Source organism: Gordonia sp. CNJ-863, from assembly GCF_001942325.1.
In the GTDB taxonomy this organism is placed as follows: domain Bacteria; phylum Actinomycetota; class Actinomycetes; order Mycobacteriales; family Mycobacteriaceae; genus Gordonia; species Gordonia alkanivorans.
The window spans coordinates 275058-295989 of record NZ_MKKG01000011.1; the positions used below are offsets into that span (position 1 = coordinate 275058).

A 20932-nucleotide genomic window follows, 5' to 3' on the forward strand; every position below is an offset into this window, starting at 1 on the left:
CACTCTTGAGTGCTGGCACTCGCACGTATAGAGTGCTAGTCGGCGCTGAGTGAAGCCTCGGACACCCGCGACGACGAGGTTTTGTCCCAGGGCCATGAACGTGCAGATTCTTTCTCAGTACGAAAGTTGAGGACTCACATCGTGGCGAGCGTGAACATCAAGCCGCTTGAGGACAAGATCCTGGTGCAGGCCGTCGAGGCCGAGACGACCACCGCCTCGGGCCTGGTCATCCCGGACTCCGCCAAGGAGAAGCCGCAGGAAGGCACCGTCATCGCCGTCGGCGAGGGCCGGGTCACCGAGCAGGGCAACCGCGTCCCCGTGGACGTCAAGGAAGGTGACACCGTCATCTACAGCAAGTACGGCGGCACCGAGATCAAGTACGCCGGCGAGGAGTACCTGATCCTGTCGGCGCGCGACGTCCTCGCCGTCATCGGCAAGTAGGACTCGGGCCACACAGACCCCGCGAGTCGTCTCGCGACTCGACGCACCGCCCCGGCTCCCCGTGCAGGGGTACCGGGGCGGTGTGCGTTGTGTCGGACGACTCCCGTGAAGAAAGAGATTCATGGCCAAGCAGATTGAATTCAACGAAACCGCGCGGCGGGCGCTCGAGCGAGGCATCGATCAGCTCGCCGACACCGTCAAGGTCACCCTGGGCCCGCGCGGCCGGCACGTGGTGCTGGCCAAGGCATTCGGCGGACCGAGCGTCACCAACGACGGCGTCACCATCGCTCGTGACATCGACCTCGAGGACCCCTTCGAGAACCTCGGTGCCCAGCTGGTGAAGTCGGTTGCCACCAAGACCAACGACGTCGCAGGCGACGGCACCACCACCGCAACCGTTCTCGCGCAGGCGATGGTCAAGGCCGGACTGCGCAACGTCGCCGCCGGTGCCAACCCGATCGCACTCGGCGTGGGCATCAGCAAGGCCGCCGACGCACTGAGCGAGGCCCTGCTGGCCGCCGCGACCCCGGTCGACGGCGAGCAGTCCATCGCCCAGATCGCCACCGTCTCCTCGCGTGACGAGGAGATCGGCGAGATGGTCGGCAAGGCGATGAGCGTGGTCGGCGCTGACGGCGTCGTCACCGTCGAAGAGGGCTCGGGTCTGCAGACCGAACTCGAGATCACCGAGGGCGTGCAGTTCGACAAGGGCTTCCTCTCGCCGTACTTCGTCACCGACGTCGACAGCCAGGAAGCGGTCCTCGAGGACGCGCTCGTGCTGCTGTACCGCGACAAGATCAGCTCGCTGCCGGAGTTCCTGCCGCTGCTGGAGAAGGTCGTCGAGGCGGGCAAGTCCCTGCTGATCGTCGCCGAGGACGTCGAGGGCGAGCCGCTGTCGACCCTCGTGGTGAACTCGATCCGCAAGACCATCCGCGCCGTCGCGGTGAAGTCGCCGTTCTTCGGTGACCGTCGCAAGGCGTTCATGGAGGACCTGGCGGTCGTCACCGGCGGCACCGTGGTCACCTCCGACGTGGGCCTGACCCTGTCGACCGTGGGCCTGGAGGTTCTCGGTTCGGCGCGTCGTGTCGTCGTCACCAAGGACGCCACCACCATCGTCGAGGGTGCGGGCACCAAGGAGGCCATCGCCGGTCGCGCCGCGCAGCTGCGTCGCGAGATCGAGGCGTCGGACTCCGACTGGGACAAGGAGAAGCTCGCCGAGCGTCTGGCCAAGCTGGCCGGCGGCGTCGCCGTCATCCGCGTCGGTGCGGCCACCGAGACCTCCCTCAAGGAGCGCAAGCACCGCGTCGAGGACGCTGTCGCCGCAGCCAAGGCCGCGGTCGAGGAAGGCATCATCCCCGGCGGCGGTTCGGCCATCGTCCAGGCATCGAAGGTGCTCGACGAGCTCGCCGCCTCGCTGACCGACGACGAGGCGCTGGGCGTCCGCGTGGTCCGGGACGCCGCCAAGGCCCCGCTGTTCTGGATCGCCTCCAACGCCGGTCTCGACGGTGCCGTCGTGGTGTCCAAGGTCGCCGACCTCGGCAAGAACGAGGGCTTCAACGCCGCGAGCCTCACCTACGGTGACCTCGTCGGCGAGGGCATCATCGACCCGGTGAAGGTGACCCGTTCCGCGGTTGTCAACGCCGCGTCGGTCGCCCGCATGGTGCTCACCACCGAGACCGCGATCACCGATCAGCCCGCGCAGGAGCCGGCCGGTCACGCCGGACACGGTCACGCGCACTGAGCTGAGCGCATCGCGCCGGTAGTACACAACACAGGAGCCGGGCATCCTCTGCGGATGCCGCTCCTGTGTTGTGTGCGGTGGTGCCGCGGTGGCCCTGATCGTCGGCGGGTCCCTCTCCGCCGGCGGTTACGGACTGCTCAGCTCGCCATGCGGCGGCCGACACCGCGCTTCATCAGCATGCTGCGCTCGGACTCCGAGAGCCCGCCCCAGATCCCGTAGGGCTCGGCCACGGCGAGCGCGTGCTCGCGGCACTGGGCGATGACGGGGCACTGGTGGCACAGTTCCTTGGCCCGACGCTCACGCTGAGCGCGCGCACGGCCGCGTTCACCGTCAGGATGGAAGAACATCGAGGAGTCGACGCCGCGGCAGAGGCCGGACATCTGCCAGTCCCAGATGTCTGCGTTGGGGCCGGGGAGATGGTTGGGCTGAGGCATGGCAGCTGCTCCTTGTCTAGGGCCGCACCGAGGTGCTCGGTGGAGAAACGTCGATTTACTGCAACGCTGGGGCTCACATTAAGCGGGTGTGAGAAATGACGTCAATACCGCTGAAATCGGCGATCCGCCGGGTGAAAGTCTCGGAAATGTTAACGGCGCGTTAGATGAACGGAAGGCGATAGCACAGTGCTGCCCAGCGGTCGGCGTGCCCTCCGACCGGACGAAAGGAACGATCGATGAGCTGCGAGTATTCAGCAAAATGGCGTTTGTCTGGAGGGTGGGAACGCAACGACCATCAAACGACGACCATGTCAACGGTTAACACCGAGGAAATCTGCTTCTTATCCGCCGGTGATCTGGTCTCAGGATTAACGTTGGGAATCGTTCGTTAAATTCATGCAAACCAAAAGAGACGTAGTGATCAAGACCACTTCGCAGGGCCTCGACATGGCCCCTGAACTGCGTTGGAAGGCGGCCGTGGAGGCGGGAGGACGCGGTGAGTACGCCGCGGCGCTCACCGAGCTGGCCCGGCTGGGCGAGGACGTGCGGTCCGCGCACGGGTCGATGCCGCGCGGACCGGGGGCCGCGGCACTGCTGTCACTGTGCCGCAGCACGACGGCCTCTCTACTGCGTCAGGGCGGACGCCACGACCTCTCGCTGGGGCTCGACGGTCTCGCGTTCGCGACCGTCGCGGGGATCGATCCGGCACCGGGCGGCGAGGCAGGTGTCGACCCGGTGCGGGCCGCACGCGCGACGCCCTCATCGGGCTGGCCGCGGACAACCTCGGTCTCCTTCGTTTCGGAGCGTCGGCGCGAGTCCTCGATCGTGCGCGGTCACTGCTGTCCGATCCCGCCGAAGACTGGGTCTCGGCACCGCCGGTCGACTGGCCCACCCACGGCCGGTGCCGGCTTCGCTGGGAGTGGGTCAGCGCCGAACTCGGCCTGTACTCCGGAGACGTCGCGGCGGGGTTGGCCCACGCGGAGGCCGGCGACTTGCTGGTCCGGCATCTGACCGACACCTCCGACGTACCGGCGCGGCACCGCGTGAAGACCTCTCTCATCCATGCGGCAGCCCTCGCGGGTGTGGGGGAGGTCGAGGCGTCGGCCGCCAGGGCCCGCAACGTAGTCGTCGACGCAGGTGAACACGGTCTGCTGCCGCTGGAGTGGGCGGGACTGAGCCTGCTCACCGGGATGGTCGCGGCGTCTGATTCAGAGGAGAAGAGGCACCGAGACCTTCGCGCCACGCTGATCGGCAAGGGCATGGCACTGATGCCCGAGGGCTGATGGCTAAGGTGTTTGAGGGTCTGCCTCGGCGTTGTCACGACGTTCCGGGGTGTCGGGGCCCGTAACAGGACCGGCTCACAAACGGTCAACCGATCTGTAACACGGGGATTCCTACGCGCGATGAAGCTGACAGGTGGTGAGTTGGACGACGCCGTCCGGGCCGCGGGCCAGGGCGATCGTGCAGCTCTCACATCAGTTCTCGAAAGCGTGCAGGAACCGATCCTGCGCTATTGCCGAGGGCGAATCGGAATCGGAGAACGTCATCTGTTCTCCGCAGATGACATCGCGCAGGAGGCTTTGATGGCGGTGATGACCGCGCTGCCCCGTTATCGGGACCAGGGCAAGCCGTTCATGGCCTTCGTCTACGGCATCACCTCACACAAGGTCGCCGACGCCATGCGGGTCGCCGCCCGGGTCAAGGCCGATCCGGTGGAGGACGTGCCCGAGGTCGGACACGTCACCGGTGGGCCGGAGCAGTCGGCGCTCGACGCCGACAGCAGCAGGCGGATGCGCGCATTGCTCGACATACTCCCGGAGAAGCAGCGCGAGGTGCTGGTACTCCGGCTGGTCGTCGGCATGTCAGCCGAGGAGACGGCCCAGATGATCGGAAGCACCGCGGGTGCGGTTCGAGTCGCCCAACACCGGGCGCTGGCCAAGTTGAAGGACGAGTTGAAACGGACAGGAGGTCACGATGAGCGGAGGATCTGACTGGCGTCATCGTCGCTCCGTCCACGGGCGTGAGCAGCTCGGCCGTCCCGGCCGGCCGCCGGCCCATGGTCGGGGACCCGGTCCGAGTGGCCCGTCCACCGGTGGTCCCGTATCCGGCGACGACGCCCTCGAGCGCGAAGCGAGCGTGCTCGGCGGGGAGTCGCTGGACCTCGCCGAGGTCGGCTTCGACGAGAACTTCCTCGAGGCGCTCTCCCACGACGTTCCCGTCCCCACGCGTGACGACGCGGAATATGAACTCGCCGAACTTCTCTCGGGCTGGCGCAACGAGACCGTGTCGGCCCCGGTGCCGGAGCTGGTCTCCGTCGACGACGTCGAGCGGGCCATCGAGAGCACCGAACGCGCGAGTCGTGGCCGTCGCATGGTGCGCCACCTCCGCGTCGTGTCCGGCGCGGCCGCGATCGTCATCGTGGCGGCCGCCGGCCTGACCGTCCTGTCCGAGGGCTCGCAGCCGGGTGACCCGTTGTGGGGCGTCAAGCAGGTCGTGTTCGCCGAGGCCGCCTCCGAGACCCAGGCGGCCCACGACGTACGCGCCAACCTCGAACGCGCCGAGGCGGCCATCGCCGCCGGCGACACCGCGGCGGCCGCGAGCTTCATCGCCAAGGCCCAGGGCAGCATGGGGCCGATGCGCGACAAGGACACCCGCGAGGAGATGTCGGACTGGATGAACCGGCTGCGCGCCGGGGCCGGTCTGCCGACCACCAGGGAGGCCACGTCGTCGGCCGATCGGTCGGAGCCCGCGGTGACCGAGTCGGGTGAGCCGACCACGAATCCGGACGTGCGCAACCGGTCCGGGGAGCCGTCGCCCTCCGACACCTCCGTGACCACGACTCCCACGACCAAGGTGCCCACCCCGGTCGAGGAGCCCGGTCAGAGCGAGGAGCCGGTGCCGTCGAGCCCGCCGAGCGAGCCGACCGAAGAGGTGCCGCCCACAAGTTCCTCGATGACGCGGACACCTGCCGACTTCCCGGCGTTCCCGTGGACGCCGCCGCCCGGCGTCGACGCGTCCGAGGGTCGTCCCCGCTAGACCCGCGCGACCACAGACGACTGCGCCCGTACCGAGATCGGTACGGGCGCAGTCGTGTGAGAGGGATCGGTGGTCTGTGGGCCCCGAGGGGGTCAGCGGCCTTCGTCGTAGTGGTTGCGGGCGTCGGCGTAGCCGCGGCAGTAGTCCCAGGTGACGTAGGCGTCGGGGCGCGGGTCGACGGCCGGCTCATGGGGGCGGACGGTGCCGTCGATGAGGAGCTGGATCAGGTTCGCGCGGAGCATGTCCCAGTCGTGGTAGTGGTCCTCGTGGCAGTCATCACACACGACGACGAGGCCCCGGACGCCGCGGTGGGCGAGCAGCGCCTCGTAGACGGCGAGGTCGGCCAGGTCTTCTTCGACCGCCAGCCGCTCGTTCTCGTCCAACGGGATGCCCGGCTCCACGCTGTCCAATGCGGAAGCGGGGTCGCTCGGGTCGTCGGCGAACGGGTCCGGCGGGAGGCCGGGTGGCAGGTGGTCACGCACCCCACCACCGTAGCCGATCCCGGGGCTGTCACGCCGCAGGCATCCGAAGGTATTCAGGCGATATACGGCAGGCGCCGGGGAGGCGGGAACACGGCCTCCCGGACGCGTCCCCGGCGCACAGTGCACGTGTGACGATCGCCGCATCCATCGAGTCGATACGATGGACCGATGACGCATGTTCGCACCGGTGGAGACGATCCCGGCAAGGTCGCAATGCTCGGCCTGACCTTCGACGACGTCCTCTTGTTGCCCTCGGCCTCGGACGTGATCCCCAGCGAGGTCGACACCTCCTCGCGGGTGACCAAGAACGTGACCCTTCGCGTGCCGCTGGTGAGCTCGGCGATGGACACCGTGACCGAGTCTCGCATGGCCATCGCGATGGCGCGCGCCGGCGGTATGGGCGTGCTGCACCGCAACCTGTCCATCGAGGCGCAGGCGGCCCAGGTCGAGACCGTCAAGCGGTCCGAGGCCGGCATGGTGACCGATCCCGTCACCTGTTCGCCGACCCACACCCTCGCCGAGGTCGACGCGATGTGCGCGCGGTACCGCATCTCCGGCCTGCCCGTCGTCGACGACAAGGGCGAGCTCATCGGCATCATCACCAACCGCGACATGCGCTTCGAGGTCGACCAGAACCGTCCGGTCGCCGAGGTCATGACCAAGGCGCCGCTCATCACGGCGCAGGAGGGCGTCTCCGCCGAGGCCGCCCTGGGGCTGCTGCGTCGCAACAAGATCGAGAAGCTGCCGATCGTCGACGGCAACGGTCGCCTCACCGGTCTGATCACCGTCAAGGACTTCGTCAAGACCGAGCAGCACCCGAACGCCACCAAGGACTCCGACGGCCGTCTGCTCGTCGGCGCGGCCGTGGGCACCGGTGGACCCCAGTGGGACCGTGCGATGGCGCTGACCGATGCCGGCGTCGACGTGATCATCGTCGACACCGCCCACGCGCACAATCGTCTGGTGCTCGAGATGGTCGCCAAGCTCAAGGCCGAGGTCGGCGACCGCGTCGACGTCGTCGGCGGCAACGTCGCCACCCGTGAGGCCGCTCAGGCCCTCATCGACGCCGGTGCTGATGCGGTGAAGGTCGGCGTCGGACCGGGCTCCATCTGCACAACCCGCGTCGTGGCTGGCGTCGGCGCACCGCAGATCACCGCGATTCTCGAGGCCGTCGCCGTCTGCCAGAAGGCCGACGTACCGGTCATCGCCGACGGCGGTCTGCAGTACTCGGGCGACATCGCCAAGGCCCTTGCGGCCGGTGCGTCGACCGCGATGCTCGGTTCGCTGCTCGCCGGGACCGCCGAGGCTCCCGGCGAACTCGTGCTCGTCAACGGCAAGCAGTTCAAGAGCTACCGCGGCATGGGTTCGCTCGGCGCGATGCAGGGACGCGGCCAGGCCAAGTCGTACTCCAAGGACCGCTACTTCCAGGACGACGTCCTCAAGGAGGAGAAGCTGGTCCCCGAGGGCATCGAGGGTCGGGTGCCGTTCCGCGGCCCGCTGTCCCAGGTGATCCACCAGCTGGTGGGTGGCCTGCGCGCCGCGATGGGTTACACCGGGTCGTCGTCGATCACCGATCTGCAGACGGCGCGGTTCGTCCAGATCACCGCGGCCGGGCTCAAGGAGTCGCATCCGCACGACATCACTCTCACCGCCGAGGCGCCCAACTACTATTCCCGCTGACGTCTCCTCGGTCGTTCCCGCCGGTCCGCCCGGACCGGGGACACCGTAGGGTCGTTGTGCAGCTGAACTCCCCGGAGCCTGAACACTCAGAAAGGCGCACTGGTGCGTGACCTCGTCGAAATCGGCATGGGCCGGACGGCCCGACGGACCTACGAACTGGACGACATCAGCATCGTCCCGTCCCGTCGGACCCGTTCCTCCAAGGACGTCTCCACCGCGTGGCAGATCGATGCCTACCGGTTCGAGTCGCCGATCCTGAGCCACCCGACCGACGCCCTGGTGTCGCCGTCGGTGGCCATCGAACTCGGCAAGCTCGGCGCGCTCGGCGTCATCAACGGTGAAGGACTGTGGGCACGGCATCGCGACGTCGACGCCAAGCTCGAGGAGCTGGCCGCCATCGCCGCCGGCGATCCCGATCCCTATGCCGCGGTGCGTCATCTGCAGAAGCTGCACGCGGCACCCCTCGACAGCGGTCTGCTCGCCGAGGCGGTGGCGCAGGTGCGCGACGCCGGTGTCACCACCGCGGTCCGCGTCAGCCCGCAGCACGCGCCGGAACTCACCCCTGCGCTGCTCAAGGCCGGTGTCGAGCTCCTCGTCGTGCACGGCACGATCATCTCGGCCGAGCACGTCGCCCAGGTCGACGGCGAGGGTGCCCGGGAACCGTTGAACCTCAAGACGTTCATCGCCGATCTCGACATCCCGGTCATCGCGGGTGGTGTGCACGACCACCGCACCGCGCTGCACCTGATGCGTACCGGTGCGGCCGGTGTGTTCGTCGGTTACGGCTCGGCCGCGGGCGCGACCACCACCGGTGAGGTGCTGGGCATCGGCGTGCCGATGGCCACCGCCATCGCCGACGCCGCCGCCGCCCGCCGCGACTACCTCGACGAGACCGGCGGACGGTACGTCCACGTCATCGCCGATGGCGACATCCACAACTCGGGCGACCTGATCAAGGCCATCGCCTGTGGTGCCGACGCCGCTGTGCTCGGTACGCCGCTCGCCGCCTCCGCGTCGGCTCCCGGTGGTGGCTGGTACTGGCCGTCGGCCGCCGCCCACCCCGACACCCCGCGCGGCGCGCTCCTGCAGGTGGCCGGCAACGCCGACCGCCCGAGCCTGGAGCGCGTCCTCAACGGTCCGTCCGACGACCCGTTCGGCGAGCTCAACCTCGTCGGCGCCCTGCGTCGCGCGATGGCCAAGGCCGGATACTGCGACCTCAAGGAGTTCCAGCGGGTGGGGCTTTCCGTCCACGCCTAGTTAGGGTGACCTGGGTCATCCCATGTGACAACGACCATTAGCATCGTATTCATGGGTGTGAAGAAGCGATCCGACAGCTCCACGGACTTCGACGTCCTCATCGTCGGATCCGGTTTCGGCGGCAGCGTGAGCGCGCTGCGACTCGTGGAGAAGGGTTACCGCGTCGGCGTCATCGAGGCGGGTCGCCGTTTCGAGGACGACGAGTTCGCGAAGACCTCATGGCGTCTCAACCGCTGGCTGTGGGCGCCGAAGCTGGGCCTGTACGGAATCCAGCGCATCCACGCGCTCAAGGATGTGATGATCCTGGCCGGTGCGGGTGTGGGCGGCGGTTCGCTGAACTACGCGAACACGCTGTACAAGCCGCCGACGCCGTTCTTCACCGACCCCCAGTGGAACCACATCACCGACTGGGAGGACGAGCTCACGCCGTACTACGACCAGGCCCGGCGGATGCTCGGCGTGGTCAAGAACCCGACTGTCACCTCTTCCGACCGGATCGTCGCCGAGGTGGCGGAGGAGATGGGCGTCGGCCACACCGTGACCCCCACGCCCGTCGGCGTGTTCTTCGGAGCCAAGACCGGACTCGCCGGCGCACCCGGAGAGACGGTGCCCGACCCGTACTTCGGCGGCGCGGGACCCGACCGCACTGCCTGCACCGAATGCGGAGCCTGCATGACCGGCTGCCGCGTCGGCGCCAAGAACACGCTTCTGAAGAACTACCTCGGACTCGCGGAACGCAACGGTGCCACCATCGTCGACCGCACCACGGTCGACTCGCTCGTCCGGCGTGCCGACGGCTCGTGGCAGGTCGGCACACACCACTCGTCCTCGTGGGGACCGCTGGGACGACGCAAGCGCACCTTCACCGCCGGTCACGTGATTCTCGCCGCCGGAACGTTCAACACCCAGCGTCTGATGCATCACGCGAAACTGACCACGCTGCCGCAGATCTCGGATGCGATGGGACAGCTGACGCGTACGAACTCGGAGTCGATCCTGGGCGCGATGGGTTCGCGGATCGATCCGGAGAACGACTACTCTCGCGGCGTCGCGATCACCTCGTCGTTCTACCCGGAGCCGAACACCCACATCGAGCCGGTGCGATATGGCAAGGGCTCCAACGCGATCGCCTACCTGCAGACGTTGCTCACCGACGGCGGCACGCGCCGCAACCGGTTCGGGCAGTTCCTGAAGCAGGTCGCGAAGAACCCGTTCCTGCTGGTTCGGCTGCTCGTCGTGAAGCAGTGGAGCGAACGCACGGTGATCGCGCTGGTCATGCAGAACAACAACAACTCGCTGACGACCTTCGTGCGCAAGCGGGGACCGCTGCGCTACGTCACCAGCAAGCAGGGACACGGCGAGCCGAACCCGACGTGGATCCCCAAGGGCAACGAGGCAACTCGCCGGATCGCCGCCAAGATGAACAGCGGCATCGCCGGTGGCACGTGGGGCGACATCTTCAACATGCCGCTGACCGCCCACTACCTCGGCGGGTGTGCGATCTCCGACGACCCGTCCACCGGCGTCATCGACCCCTACCAGCGCGTGTGGAACTACCCGACGCTGCACGTCACCGACGGTGCATCGGTCTCGGCGAACCTCGGTGTGAACCCGTCTCTCACGATCTGTGCCCAGGCCGAGCGCGCGATCGCGTTGTGGCCGAACAAGGGTGAGGAAGACCGCCGGCCGTCGCAGGGGCAGTCGTACCAGCGCATCGATCCCTCGACGCCCAAGGCGCCGGTCGTCCCCGCGGATGCGCCCGGGGCGCTGCGCCTGCCGATCACGCCGATCACCCGACCGGGCGTCACCGCCTGACCGGACTCCGGAGAAGAAATGTGGCTGTGCATGGCACGCATGACTTCTACGGGTTGCGGCTAGTCGAGCCCGCGGGCGGTGAGGGTGTCGGCGAACCCGTCCGCGGTGCGGAGCGCGGCGAGCACCACCGGCGCCACCAGGATGCGCGGACCCGGCCGCAGCCCACGCGCCTTGCGTGCCTCGTCGACCTCGCGCACCACCTCGACCATCAGCGGGATCGCTCGGATCGTCAGTGCCAGAGCGATGGCGATCAGGTCGGTGCGCACGCCCACGTGGCGCAGCGGACCCAGGCCGCGGACAATGGCGTCGAGCATGTCGGTGGTGCGGGTCGTCAGTGTGACGATCGTGGCGAGCGCGACCGACAACGCCAGCACGCCGCAGATCACCACGGCGCGTCGCCAATCGGTGAAGATCACCTGAAAAGCGAAGATGAACAACAACATCCAGAGCAGCGGGCGGAGTTGACGCCAGGCCTCGACCGGGCCGATCCCGGCGAGCGCGAACGTCGCCGCGACCGCGAGGGTCGCGATCCCCAACGCGGGCAGCGTCCGCACGGTCAGCGACATCACCAGGATCGCCACGGCCATCGCGACGAACTTGACCCCCGGCGGGAGCCGGTGCACCAGGGTGTTCCCGGGACGGTAGACGCCGAGGACGTTCACGACATCAGTGTGCGGTAGTAGGCGAGCGCCGGCGAGGGCTCGTCGTCGGCGACCACCCGGCCGTCGTCGATGACGATGACGCGGTCGAAGCCGTCGAGGATGTCGAGGTCGTGACTGACGACGATGAGTTGCTCGTCGAGCGTCGCGAAGACGTCGGTGAGCATGCGCGTGTTGCGGAGGTCGAGCAGTGTCGTCGGCTCGTCGGCGACGATGATCGCCGGGTCGGTGACGAAGATCGATGCGAGCGCGAGGAGCTGTTTCTGCCCGCCGGACAGCCGTTGGGCGGGATGGTCGGCGTGCTCGCCCAGCCCGAAACGCTCGAGCACCTCGAGAGCCCGGATCCCGCGCTGCTTCTTGTCTAGGTCGGTGCGGCGCAACGACAGTTCGATGTCCTCGATGACCGTCGGCATGATGATCTGCCGGTCGGGGTCGGAGAAGATGAACCCGACGCGGCGACGGACCTCACGTTTGTTGCGGGAGACGTCGAGACCGTCGACCGTCACCATGCCCGTCCCGGGCACGACGAGCGCGTTGATCATCCGCGCCAGGGTCGACTTCCCGCTGCCGTTGGCCCCGACGATGCCGATCCGGTTCTCGGTGAGATTCAGCGAGACGTCACGCAGCACGACCCGGTCGTCGTAGGCGTGCGAGACGTTCGTGAACTCGATCATCGAAGCGGGGCGATCGCGGAGCGGCTCAGCTGCCGGCGCCGGCGCGCCGGGACAGTCGGAGCGGCTCGATGAGGCCGGGGCGACCGCGATGGATCTGCGCGGCCACCACCGCGGCGACGACGACCTTGATGACGTCGCCGATGATGAACGGGCCGTTCGACGTGATCGCCGCCCACACCGTCAGGTCGGTGCGCAGGACCAATCCGATCACCCCGAACAGGTACAGGACGAACATCCCGCCCAGCGCGTTGATCCCGATGCCCCAGAGAACGCGGTAGCGCGGTTTGTCGCCGACGGACATCATCGCCGCGGTGAGCACGCCGATCACGATGACCGCGGGCAGGAAGCCGACGAAGTAGCCGGCGGTCGGGGAGGCCAGCGCGGTGAGGCCGCTGCGTCCGCCCGACAGGATGGGGAGTCCGGCGATGGCCAGCACCATGAAGATGACGACGGCGAGGGTGCCCTTCCTGGGTCCCAGGACGGCTCCCGCCAGGATCACACCAAGGGTCTGGAACGTGATCGGCACGCCACTGGTGCCGATGTTGATGGTCCCGGGCAGGCCGAGTGCGGCGATCAGCGCGGCGAAAACGGCGGCCTGGGTGAGATCGCCGATGCTCAGCGACCATGCGGTGGTACGGGGAGATGCAGTCATGTCGGTGTCGAAGTATTTCACGTCGTGGTCGACCACTAGACTCGGCCGGGTGACAGACTCTTCTGCAGAGGATTTCCTCGAGGGCCCGCGGCCCGTACTCGTCGTCGACTTCGGAGCGCAGTACGCGCAGCTGATCGCACGGAGAGTGCGTGAGGCCCGGATCTACTCCGAGGTGATCTCCCACGACGCGCCGCTGGCGAAGATCCAGGAGAAGAACCCGGTCGCGATCATCCTCTCGGGCGGACCGGCGTCGGTGTACGCCGAAGACGCCCCCGAACTCGATCCCGCCGTGTTCGACCTGGACATCCCGGTCTTCGGCATCTGCTACGGCTTCCAGGCGATGGCCGCGAAGCTCGGTGGCGAGGTCGCGAACACCGGTGGTCGCGAGTTCGGCCGCACCACCCTGACGGCGAACGGCGAGGGCATCCTGCACCAGGGTCTCTCCGACACCCAGCCGGTGTGGATGAGCCACAACGACGCGGTGCAGCAGGCGCCGGAGGGCTTCACCGTCACCGGTTCGACGCCCGGCGCCCCCGTCGCGGCGTTCGAGAACCTCGAGCGCCGCATGGCCGGCGTCCAGTACCACCCCGAGGTGCTGCACACCCCGCACGGCCAGCAGATCCTCACCCGCTTCCTCTACGAGGTCGCCGGTCTCGAGGCCACCTGGACCGCGGCGAACATCGCCGACGCCCTCATCGACGCGGTCGCCGATCAGATCGGCGACGGCCGGGCGATCTGCGGTCTGTCTGGCGGTGTCGACTCCGCGGTGGCCGCCGCGCTGGTGCAGCGCGCCATCGGCGACCGCCTCACCTGTGTCTTCGTCGACCACGGACTGCTCCGCGCCGGTGAGCGCGAGCAGGTCCAGCACGACTTCGTCGGCGCGACCGGCGCCAAGCTCGTGACCGTCGACGCCGCCGACACGTTCCTCAAGGAGCTGTCCGGTGTCAGCGACCCGGAGACCAAGCGCAAGATCATCGGCCGCGAGTTCATCCGTTCCTTCGAGGGCGCGGTGAGCGAGGTCCTCGGCGAGGAGGCCGAGTCGGGGGAGAAGGTCGAGTTCCTGGTCCAGGGCACCCTGTACCCCGACGTCGTGGAATCCGGTGGCGGCAGCGGCACCGCGAACATCAAGAGCCACCACAACGTCGGCGGCCTGCCCGACGACCTCGAGTTCAGCCTCGTCGAGCCCCTGCGCCTGCTGTTCAAGGACGAGGTCCGCGCCGTCGGTCGCGAGCTCGGCCTGCCCGAGGAGATCGTGGCACGCCAGCCGTTCCCGGGCCCGGGTCTGGCTATCCGCATCGTCGGCGAGGTGACCGCCGATCGCCTGGAGATGCTGCGCAAGGCCGACCTCATCGCCCGCGAGGAGCTGACTGCCGCCGGCCTCGACGCCCAGATCTGGCAGTGCCCGGTGGTGCTGCTGGCCGACGTCCGCAGCGTCGGCGTCCAGGGCGACGGCCGTACCTACGGACACCCGATCGTGCTGCGTCCCGTCTCGAGCGAGGACGCGATGACCGCCGACTGGACCCGCGTGCCCTACGAGGTCCTCGAGGTCATCTCGACGCGCATCACCAACGAGGTTCCCGACGTCAACCGCGTCGTCCTCGACGTGACGAGCAAGCCGCCGGGCACCATCGAGTGGGAATGACCGAACGCAATCAGGCCGGCGTGATCATCGCGCCGGCCTGATTGCATTCACCCCTCGTCCCTCATCCCCGGCTACGCGTTCCGGAGATGATGAGGATCAGGCCGATCAGCAGTCCGACGCCGACGGCGGCCCAGCCGAGGTCGGCGGCGTCGGGGAGTGCCGGTCCGCCGGCGAGTCCCCAGCCCGCGACCGCCAGGGCCGCGATGCCCACGATCCCCAATCCCGGTGCACGATGGGTTGATTCGGCGTAGTCGTCGGCGGCGTTCGGGCCGCTGTCGGTTTGCTCGTTCATCGGGTGACCCGAACCTCTCCCATGCCGGTGTGTGCGTCGATCTCGAGAACGGGCCCGTCGGTGCCGTCACGTCCGCCGTCGAGTCCGGCGGGACACTCGATGTCGCCGACGCCGGTGTCGCAGGTGACGCGGACGTTCATGTTCTCGGGCAACGCGACCTCGATGACGCCCATCCCGTTCCGTAGTTCCACCCGCCGGTCGGCGGTGAGGTCGATCTCTCGTAGGTCGAGGGTCATCTCACCCATCCCGAGGGTGTACTCGGGCTGGATGTCGTTCTCGCTCAGTGGCTTCCAGTTGCGATCGCCGACCCCGCCGGTGGGCAGGGTGACACCGGAGACCGTGGTGGTCACGATGGTCGCGATACCCAGCAGGATGGCGACGGGCAGCAGGCCGGTGCTGTGCTCGCCGGTGCGCCGGCGCAGTGTCGCGGCCAGCACGAGGCCGGCACCGACGACCGCCAGAGACAGGGAGAGGATGCGTGGCACGGTGAACCAATCGACTCCAGCCTGATGCAGGGCCGTCCCGATCGCTCCGACGATGACCGCGAGCCCGAGGACGATCAGCGTCAACGGTGACCGGCGACGACGCTGCTCGACCGGCTTCACCGGTGTGGCGGGTTCGGGCAGATCCCACGCGAACGGGGCGACGCCCAGCGGATCCCAGGCCGGCGGGGCGGTGTCGATGTCGTCGGAGGCGGGCACCGGGGTCGGCAGGGGAGACCAGCGCTGCGTGCCGGCCGAAGCGGTGTCGACGTCGTTCTGGCTCAAGCCCGTCTCCTCTGTCGCCGCGAAGTTCACGGCCGGCTCGGTGGTGGGGTTCACGTTCGTCGCCGGACTCGGCTGCGTTCCGGGGCCGTATGTGGGTTTCTGCAAGTCGACGCCCGGGGCGTTCGTCGGGGTCGGTGTGTTCGCCGGGACACCGGTGGTCCCGGTGCCGGCCATGGCGCGCGGGACCCAGCGTTCGAACTGCCCCGCCGTCGGCGGCGGCACCACGACGTCGGTGACGGCGACGGTGTCGATGCTGGTGCCGGGCGGGGGCGTCGGGGTGCGCAGGTGGAGCAGGTACCACCCGCCGAGCATGAGGATCGCGCCGACCAGTCCGCCCGATCCCCAGGTGCGGTTCGGGCCGACCGAGGTGACGATGACGATCGCGAGGACGGCCAGCACGATGAACTGCGGGTTGCCCCAGCCGTGGCCGCGGTGACCGCCGCGACCACCGGAGTGGGCGGCGCGAAGGGCCTCGGTGTGGGCGCGCTGCCGGCCCGGGAACGCGATCCACGCGGCCAGGTACAGGATCAGCCCGCTGCCGCCGAAGAAGGCGGACACCACGAAGGCGATCTTCACGAGCGTCGGATCGACGCGGTAGCGGGCCGCGATGCCACTGCACACGCCGGCGATGGTCCGGTTCTCCGGACGGTAGGGGCGTGTCGACCACATCTCCCTGAGCTGATTCTGGAACTCCTTGGTGTCCATGGCGATCATCGTGCTCTCCCGGGCACCCGCAGCACATCGGGTGATCCCCTGATTTCCGCCCGGGGGTGATCGGGGGGACGAACCTCCACCCCGAGACCGCGGGCACAGAAACAGGGGTGAACCCCGATGTCCGGATTCGTCGCCCGTGGGAACATCGAGGGGTGAGTGGAACGGAGGTGGAGCCTGCCCCGCGGCTGGTACGACGGGACGGCGGCCGGGTGGTCGCCGGGGTCGCCGGTGGCATAGCCGACCATCTGGGGGTCGACGTCTTCCGCGTCCGGATCGTGTTCGTGGTGCTCGCCGCGCTGGCCGGTGCCGGGGTCGCGGCCTACGGGCTGCTGTGGTTCTTCTGCCCACCCGGCAAGGACACCGCACCGCCCGCACCGGGCGAGCGCCGGCAGTCACTCGGACTCGCGGTGATCGGGCTCGTGGCGATGTCGGTCGTCGGCTTCGCCGCGTCGGGCACGCCCGCGGAATACCTCGTCCCCTTCGTGTTCGTCGCCATCGGCGCGAGCCTGGTGTGGCGCGAGTTCGACACCTCTCACCGCGCGCCGCGTGCCCCGCTGCTCACCTGGACACGGCTCATCGGCGGGGTGCTGCTGGTGGTCGGCGGATTGGTGGTGATCGTCCTCGCCGGCGATCGCAGCTTCGGCGGACTCAACTCGACGATCCTCGCGGTGATCGCGACCCTGATCGGCGTCGTGCTGCTCACCGTGCCGCTGTGGATGCGGATGTGGCGCGCCCTCAACGAGGAACGTGCCGCACGCATCCGCAATGCCGAACGCGAGGAGATCGCCTCGCACCTACACGATTCGGTGCTGCAGACCCTCGCACTGATCCAGAAGAAGGCCCATCGCCCGGAGGAGGTCGCGCGCCTCGCCCGCAGCCAGGAACGCGAGCTGCGTGCGTGGCTGTTCGGCGACCCCGCCCAGGAGCGCGGCTCGCTCGCCGCGGCGCTGCGCAGCGTCGGCGCGGAGGTCGAGGACGCCTACGGGGTCGAGGTCGAGATCATCACCGTCGGCGACCTGCGGCCCCGCGACGCACGTGATGCGAAGCGCTGGTCGGCGCTGGCGGGCGCGGCCCGGGAGGCGTTGGTCAACGCGGCCAAACATTCCGGTGAGCGCACGGTCGACGTGTACAGCGAGGTGACCGACGATCAGGTCGAGGTGTTCGTCCGCGACCGCGGAGTCGGCTTCGACCCGGACGTCGTCGACGACGACCGCCAGGGCATCAGCCGGTCGATCCGGGCGCGGATGGAACGGATGGGTGGCCGCGTGGCGATCACCTCGACACCGAGGCGCGGCACCAACGTCGCGCTCACGATGCCGCGCATCGACGGTGTGGCGGGGACCGAGGTCGCGGGCGAGGTCGCGGCGTCCCCGGTGGAACAGCTGCAGTCAGAGAACGAATTGACGGACGACCGGAAGGTGAGATGACGACCCCCGAGCAGATCCCGAACCCGACGGACACGACGGCCGACGCGGCAGCGTCGTACAACGCCGACGCCGCGGCGTCGACCTACACCGTGTACCTCGTCGACGACCACGCCGTGTTCCGTTCCGGGGTGCGCGCGGAACTGGCCGACGAGTCGGGGCTACGTGTGGTCGGGGAGGCGGGCGCCGTGCCGGAGGCGATCGCCGGGATCGTGGCCACCGCACCGGATGTGGTGCTCCTCGATGTCCACATGCCCGCCGGCGGCGGGGTTGCGGTGCTGCGGGGCGTCCTCGACCGGGTCGGCGCCGATGCGGAGACGGCGCCGGTCTTCCTCGCCCTCAGCGTCTCCGATGCCGCCGAGGACGTGATCGCGACGATCCGGGCAGGCGCCCGCGGGTATGTCACCAAGACGATCGACGGCGCCGAACTGGCCGACGCGGTGCGCCGGGTCGCCGAGGGCGATGCGGTGTTCAGCCCCCGGCTGGCCGGATTCGTGCTGGACTCGTTCACCGGGAAGTCGTCGGCGCCCGAACCGCCGCTGGACCCCGAACTCGACTCCCTCACCCGCCGTGAACTCGAGGTGTTGCGGCTGCTCGCCCGCGGCTACACCTACCGGGAGATCGCCGAGGAACTCTTCATCTCGATCAAGACAGTGGAGACGCACGCGTCGAACGTGCTGCGCAAGACCCAGCAGTCCAACCGGAACGCGCTGACCCGCTGGGCGGCCACGCGCCACATCGGGTAACCCCGCGGAAGCGTTTACCTCCCGCGGGTCCATTTCCCTCCCGCGGGCGCTAGCCGGAAAGCGGGAAGGAAATGGTCCCGCGGGATTGCGTATTACCGCAACAGTGCGATGGCGAGGACCACGAGCACCGCCAGCACCGCGAAGAACACGAACACCGACACCGCGAGCGCGGTGCTCGAGGTCACCGGGGTCCGGGTCGGTTCCCCGTAGCCGGGGTTCATCGGTTGACGGTGGGACGAAGACGACCGGGACGTCACCGAATACGGCGGCGGCGTCGACATCAGGGTCGGGGAGTGGTGCTCCTGCCGGGTGTGCGGGACATCGCGTGAGCCGCGGTCGCCGGCGATCGTGGGGGCGTAGGGCGGCAGCGTCGCGCCCGCCACCGGGCGGTGAGGTCCCGTCGTCGACGAACGGTTGTTACGTTGTGCCCACACCGGCGTACCGGTGCCGGGGCGGGTGATGAGGCCGGTGAGCACCTGGTCCTTGGTACCGCGCGAACCCGCCGCGAACGCGGTGAGGGCATCGCGCGCCTCCGCCATCGTCGGCCGCTTGGTCGGACTCGGTTCGAGCAGGCGCAGCAGGACGGGTTCGAGTTCGCCGGCCTTCGTCATCGGATTGATCCGCGCGCGAGCGACCTTGTGCAGCAAGGTGATCGAATTGTCGTCGACGCCGAACGGTGGTTGACCCTCGACCATCGTGTAGATCGTGGCGCCCAGCGAGTAGACGTCGGAGGCCTCCATCGGCTCCGCGCCGCGGGCCACCTCGGGCGCGAAATAGGCTGGGGTGCCGGTGATCACGCCGGTCTGGGTGAGGGTCACGTCGTCCTTGGCCCGCGAGATCCCGAAGTCGGTGATCTTGACGAGCCCGGCGTTACGGCCGCCCTCGGCGATCAGGATGTTGCCCGGCTTGATGTCGCGGTGCACGATGCCGGCCGCATGGGCCTCGACCATCGCATCGGCAACCTGTGCGCCGATCTGGGCTGCTTCCCTCGGCTCGAGTGTCGTTGTGGCATGCAGGATCTGCGCGACACTGCGCGACGGCAGGTATTCCATCACCAGCCACGGCTCACCGCGGTCGAGGGCGACGTCGTGCATGGCGATGGCGTTGCGATGCGAGAGCTTCGCCGCGATGCGACCTTCGCGCATGGCCCGCTTGCGGACGTTGTCCGCGGAATCCTCGGTGAGGCCCTCGGTGGAGATGACCTGTTTGACGGCCACCTCGCGATCGAGGAGCTGATCGCGGGCTAGCCACACCGTGCCCATGCCGCCGCCACCGATCCGCGACTTCAGACGGTATCGGCCGGCCACCAGGTACTGGGGACCTGGGGCATGATGGGTTCCGACGGACGGTGGCATACGGCGATGATAGCCGCGAGGGGTCGTCGGCGGGCACTCCGCTTGACAGCCGGATCGCACATGTGTTCGACTCGCTCTCATGCGATGGTCCGAGCAGGCGGTCGAGGCCGACGACGGGGCGCTCCCCGGGCTGAGCCGCTCCGGCCTGGTGCGGTCGGTGCGGACGCCCGACTTCGAGGGTGTCACCTTCCACGAGGTGCTGGCGAAGAGTGCTCTCAATCGTGTCCCGGAAGCATCTCATCTCCCGTTTCAGTTCACTGTCAACACTTTTCGCGGATGCACTCACGCGTGCCGCTATTGTTTCGCCCGGCCGACGCACGAGTACCTCGACCTCGACGCGGGCAAGGACTTCGACTCCCAGGTGGTCGTGAAGCTGAACGTGGCCGCGGTGCTGCGCAAGGAGCTCAAACGCCGCTCGTGGACGCGGGAGACCGTCGCCCTGGGGACCAACACCGACCCGTATCAGCGCGCGGAGGGTCGGTACAAGCTCATGCCGGGTGTGATCGCCGCGCTCGCGGAGTCCCGGACCCCGTTCTCGATCCTCACCAAGGGGACGCTGATCCGGCGCGATCTGCCGCTGCTGCGACAGGCGGCGGGTCAGGTCCCGGTGAGCATCGGCATCTCGCTGGCGATCATCGACCCGGATCTGCAGAGGAAGGTCGAACCCGGCACCCCGTCGCCGCAGGCCAGGCTCTCGCTGATCCGCGACCTCGCCGACGCCGGCCTCGCCCCGCACGTGATGGTCGCACCGGTCATCCCGTATCTGACGGATGCGAGATCTCATCTCGACGAGCTGCTCGGGGCGCTCGCCGACGCGGGGGCGGCGGGCGTGACCGCGTTCCCGATGCACCTGCGGTCCTCGACCAAGCCGTGGTTCCTGGAATGGCTGGCCGAGGAACATCCGGCGCTGATCCGTAGGTACCGCGGTCTCTACGGGCGCGGTGCCTACGTGACGCCGGAGTACTCGTCGTGGTTGCGGGAGCGGATGCAACCGATGGTTCAGCGGCACGGGCTGGCCGGCTCTGGTGGCCTGCGGCAGTCCGGCTCGGACGCGGGGTCGCCCGGGTCCGTGGCCGCACCCGAACTGCAGCACGCACTCACCCTGTTCTGACGGCCCTTGCTCC

Annotated in this window: 20 protein-coding genes; 12 read left to right on the plus strand and 8 right to left on the minus strand. The window is 68.7% G+C overall.

What is annotated here, in order from left to right:
- Positions 1–141 precede the first annotated feature (141 nt).
- Both groES and groL read left to right on the plus strand, forming a co-directional pair.
- Entirely contained in the window at positions 142–441 is a 300-nt protein-coding gene (gene groES, locus BJF87_RS07160; RefSeq protein WP_004019185.1) for a co-chaperone GroES, read from the plus strand.
- A gap of 121 nt (positions 442–562) precedes the next feature.
- Positions 563–2179, plus strand: coding sequence for a chaperonin GroEL (gene groL / locus BJF87_RS07165; protein WP_075862858.1), 1617 nt, complete (start codon positions 563–565; stop codon positions 2177–2179).
- A 137-nt stretch (positions 2180–2316) separates the two neighbouring features.
- Here the strand turns inward: groL and BJF87_RS07170 are convergent, their stop codons facing one another.
- A complete protein-coding gene (locus BJF87_RS07170; protein ID WP_006360721.1) occupies positions 2317–2613 on the minus strand; it encodes a WhiB family transcriptional regulator in 297 nt (98 codons plus the stop codon).
- 602 nt (positions 2614–3215) lie between these two features.
- On the opposite strand from BJF87_RS07170, the gene BJF87_RS07175 reads away from it, so the two are divergent.
- From BJF87_RS07175 to BJF87_RS07185, 3 genes are all read left to right on the plus strand, one after another.
- Positions 3216–3896: a hypothetical protein gene (locus BJF87_RS07175; protein WP_316042960.1), complete on the plus strand. Its 681-nt coding sequence runs from the start codon at positions 3216–3218 to the stop codon at positions 3894–3896.
- Between the two features lie 120 nt (positions 3897–4016).
- The gene (locus tag BJF87_RS07180; protein ID WP_035750555.1) at positions 4017–4604 is read left to right on the plus strand and encodes a sigma-70 family RNA polymerase sigma factor; all 588 of its coding nucleotides are present in this window, start codon (positions 4017–4019) and stop codon (positions 4602–4604) included.
- Positions 4588–5649, plus strand: a complete 1062-nt coding sequence (locus tag BJF87_RS07185; protein WP_006360724.1) for an anti-sigma-D factor RsdA — start codon at positions 4588–4590, stop codon at positions 5647–5649. Before BJF87_RS07180 ends, BJF87_RS07185 begins: the two co-directional genes overlap by 17 nt.
- Positions 5650–5741: 92 nt before the next feature.
- Here BJF87_RS07185 and BJF87_RS07190 read toward each other — a convergent pair whose 3' ends face one another.
- On the minus strand, positions 5742–6131 hold the full coding sequence (locus tag BJF87_RS07190; RefSeq protein WP_005195870.1) for a DUF5319 domain-containing protein: 390 nt from the start codon (positions 6129–6131) through the stop codon (positions 5742–5744).
- Positions 6132–6299: 168 nt separating this feature from the next.
- Here BJF87_RS07190 and guaB point away from each other — a divergent pair, with 168 nt between their 5' ends.
- The 3 genes from guaB (at position 6300) to BJF87_RS07205 (ending at position 10883) form a co-directional block, all read left to right on the plus strand.
- On the plus strand, positions 6300–7811 hold the full coding sequence (gene guaB / locus BJF87_RS07195) for an IMP dehydrogenase (protein WP_075862859.1): 1512 nt from the start codon (positions 6300–6302) through the stop codon (positions 7809–7811).
- A 102-nt stretch (positions 7812–7913) separates the two neighbouring features.
- Complete coding sequence (locus BJF87_RS07200) at positions 7914–9068, plus strand: GuaB3 family IMP dehydrogenase-related protein (protein WP_075862860.1); 1155 nt, start codon at positions 7914–7916, stop codon at positions 9066–9068.
- Positions 9069–9119: 51 nt separating this feature from the next.
- Positions 9120–10883, plus strand: a complete 1764-nt coding sequence (locus BJF87_RS07205) for a GMC family oxidoreductase N-terminal domain-containing protein (protein ID WP_042376705.1) — start codon at positions 9120–9122, stop codon at positions 10881–10883.
- Between the two features lie 59 nt (positions 10884–10942).
- Here BJF87_RS07205 and BJF87_RS07210 read toward each other — a convergent pair whose 3' ends face one another.
- The 3 genes from BJF87_RS07210 to BJF87_RS07220 are packed head-to-tail and all read right to left on the minus strand — an operon-like array spanning position 10943 to position 12868.
- A complete protein-coding gene (locus tag BJF87_RS07210) occupies positions 10943–11545 on the minus strand; it encodes an energy-coupling factor transporter transmembrane protein EcfT (protein ID WP_006360728.1) in 603 nt (200 codons plus the stop codon).
- Positions 11542–12216: an energy-coupling factor ABC transporter ATP-binding protein gene (locus tag BJF87_RS07215; RefSeq protein WP_042376708.1), complete on the minus strand. Its 675-nt coding sequence runs from the start codon at positions 12214–12216 to the stop codon at positions 11542–11544. The genes BJF87_RS07210 and BJF87_RS07215 overlap by 4 nt, the downstream gene beginning before the upstream one ends.
- A 25-nt stretch (positions 12217–12241) precedes the next feature.
- The gene (locus BJF87_RS07220; RefSeq protein WP_035750894.1) at positions 12242–12868 is read right to left on the minus strand and encodes a biotin transporter BioY; all 627 of its coding nucleotides are present in this window, start codon (positions 12866–12868) and stop codon (positions 12242–12244) included.
- A gap of 49 nt (positions 12869–12917) precedes the next feature.
- Here BJF87_RS07220 and guaA point away from each other — a divergent pair, with 49 nt between their 5' ends.
- On the plus strand, positions 12918–14510 hold the full coding sequence (gene guaA / locus BJF87_RS07225) for a glutamine-hydrolyzing GMP synthase (protein WP_035750564.1): 1593 nt from the start codon (positions 12918–12920) through the stop codon (positions 14508–14510).
- Between the two features lie 61 nt (positions 14511–14571).
- On the opposite strand, the gene BJF87_RS07230 is transcribed toward guaA, so the two are convergent.
- A complete protein-coding gene (locus BJF87_RS07230; RefSeq protein ID WP_006360732.1) occupies positions 14572–14802 on the minus strand; it encodes a hypothetical protein in 231 nt (76 codons plus the stop codon).
- Positions 14799–16283, minus strand: coding sequence for a PspC domain-containing protein (locus tag BJF87_RS07235; protein WP_042376710.1), 1485 nt, complete (start codon positions 16281–16283; stop codon positions 14799–14801). The genes BJF87_RS07230 and BJF87_RS07235 overlap by 4 nt, the downstream gene beginning before the upstream one ends.
- 152 nt (positions 16284–16435) lie before the next feature.
- On the opposite strand from BJF87_RS07235, the gene BJF87_RS07240 reads away from it, so the two are divergent.
- Complete coding sequence (locus BJF87_RS07240) at positions 16436–17710, plus strand: ATP-binding protein (RefSeq protein WP_075862861.1); 1275 nt, start codon at positions 16436–16438, stop codon at positions 17708–17710.
- Entirely contained in the window at positions 17707–18453 is a 747-nt protein-coding gene (locus tag BJF87_RS07245) for a response regulator transcription factor (RefSeq protein ID WP_244216541.1), read from the plus strand. Before BJF87_RS07240 ends, BJF87_RS07245 begins: the two co-directional genes overlap by 4 nt.
- 92 nt (positions 18454–18545) lie before the next feature.
- On the opposite strand, the gene BJF87_RS07250 is transcribed toward BJF87_RS07245, so the two are convergent.
- Positions 18546–19808 carry a serine/threonine-protein kinase gene (locus BJF87_RS07250; protein WP_035750568.1) on the minus strand — a complete coding sequence of 421 codons (1263 nt, stop codon included), beginning with the start codon at positions 19806–19808 and terminating at the stop codon, positions 18546–18548.
- Positions 19809–19887: 79 nt separating this feature from the next.
- On the opposite strand from BJF87_RS07250, the gene BJF87_RS07255 reads away from it, so the two are divergent.
- The gene (locus BJF87_RS07255) at positions 19888–20919 is read left to right on the plus strand and encodes an Rv2578c family radical SAM protein (protein ID WP_075862862.1); all 1032 of its coding nucleotides are present in this window, start codon (positions 19888–19890) and stop codon (positions 20917–20919) included.
- Positions 20920–20932: the final 13 nt, after the last annotated feature.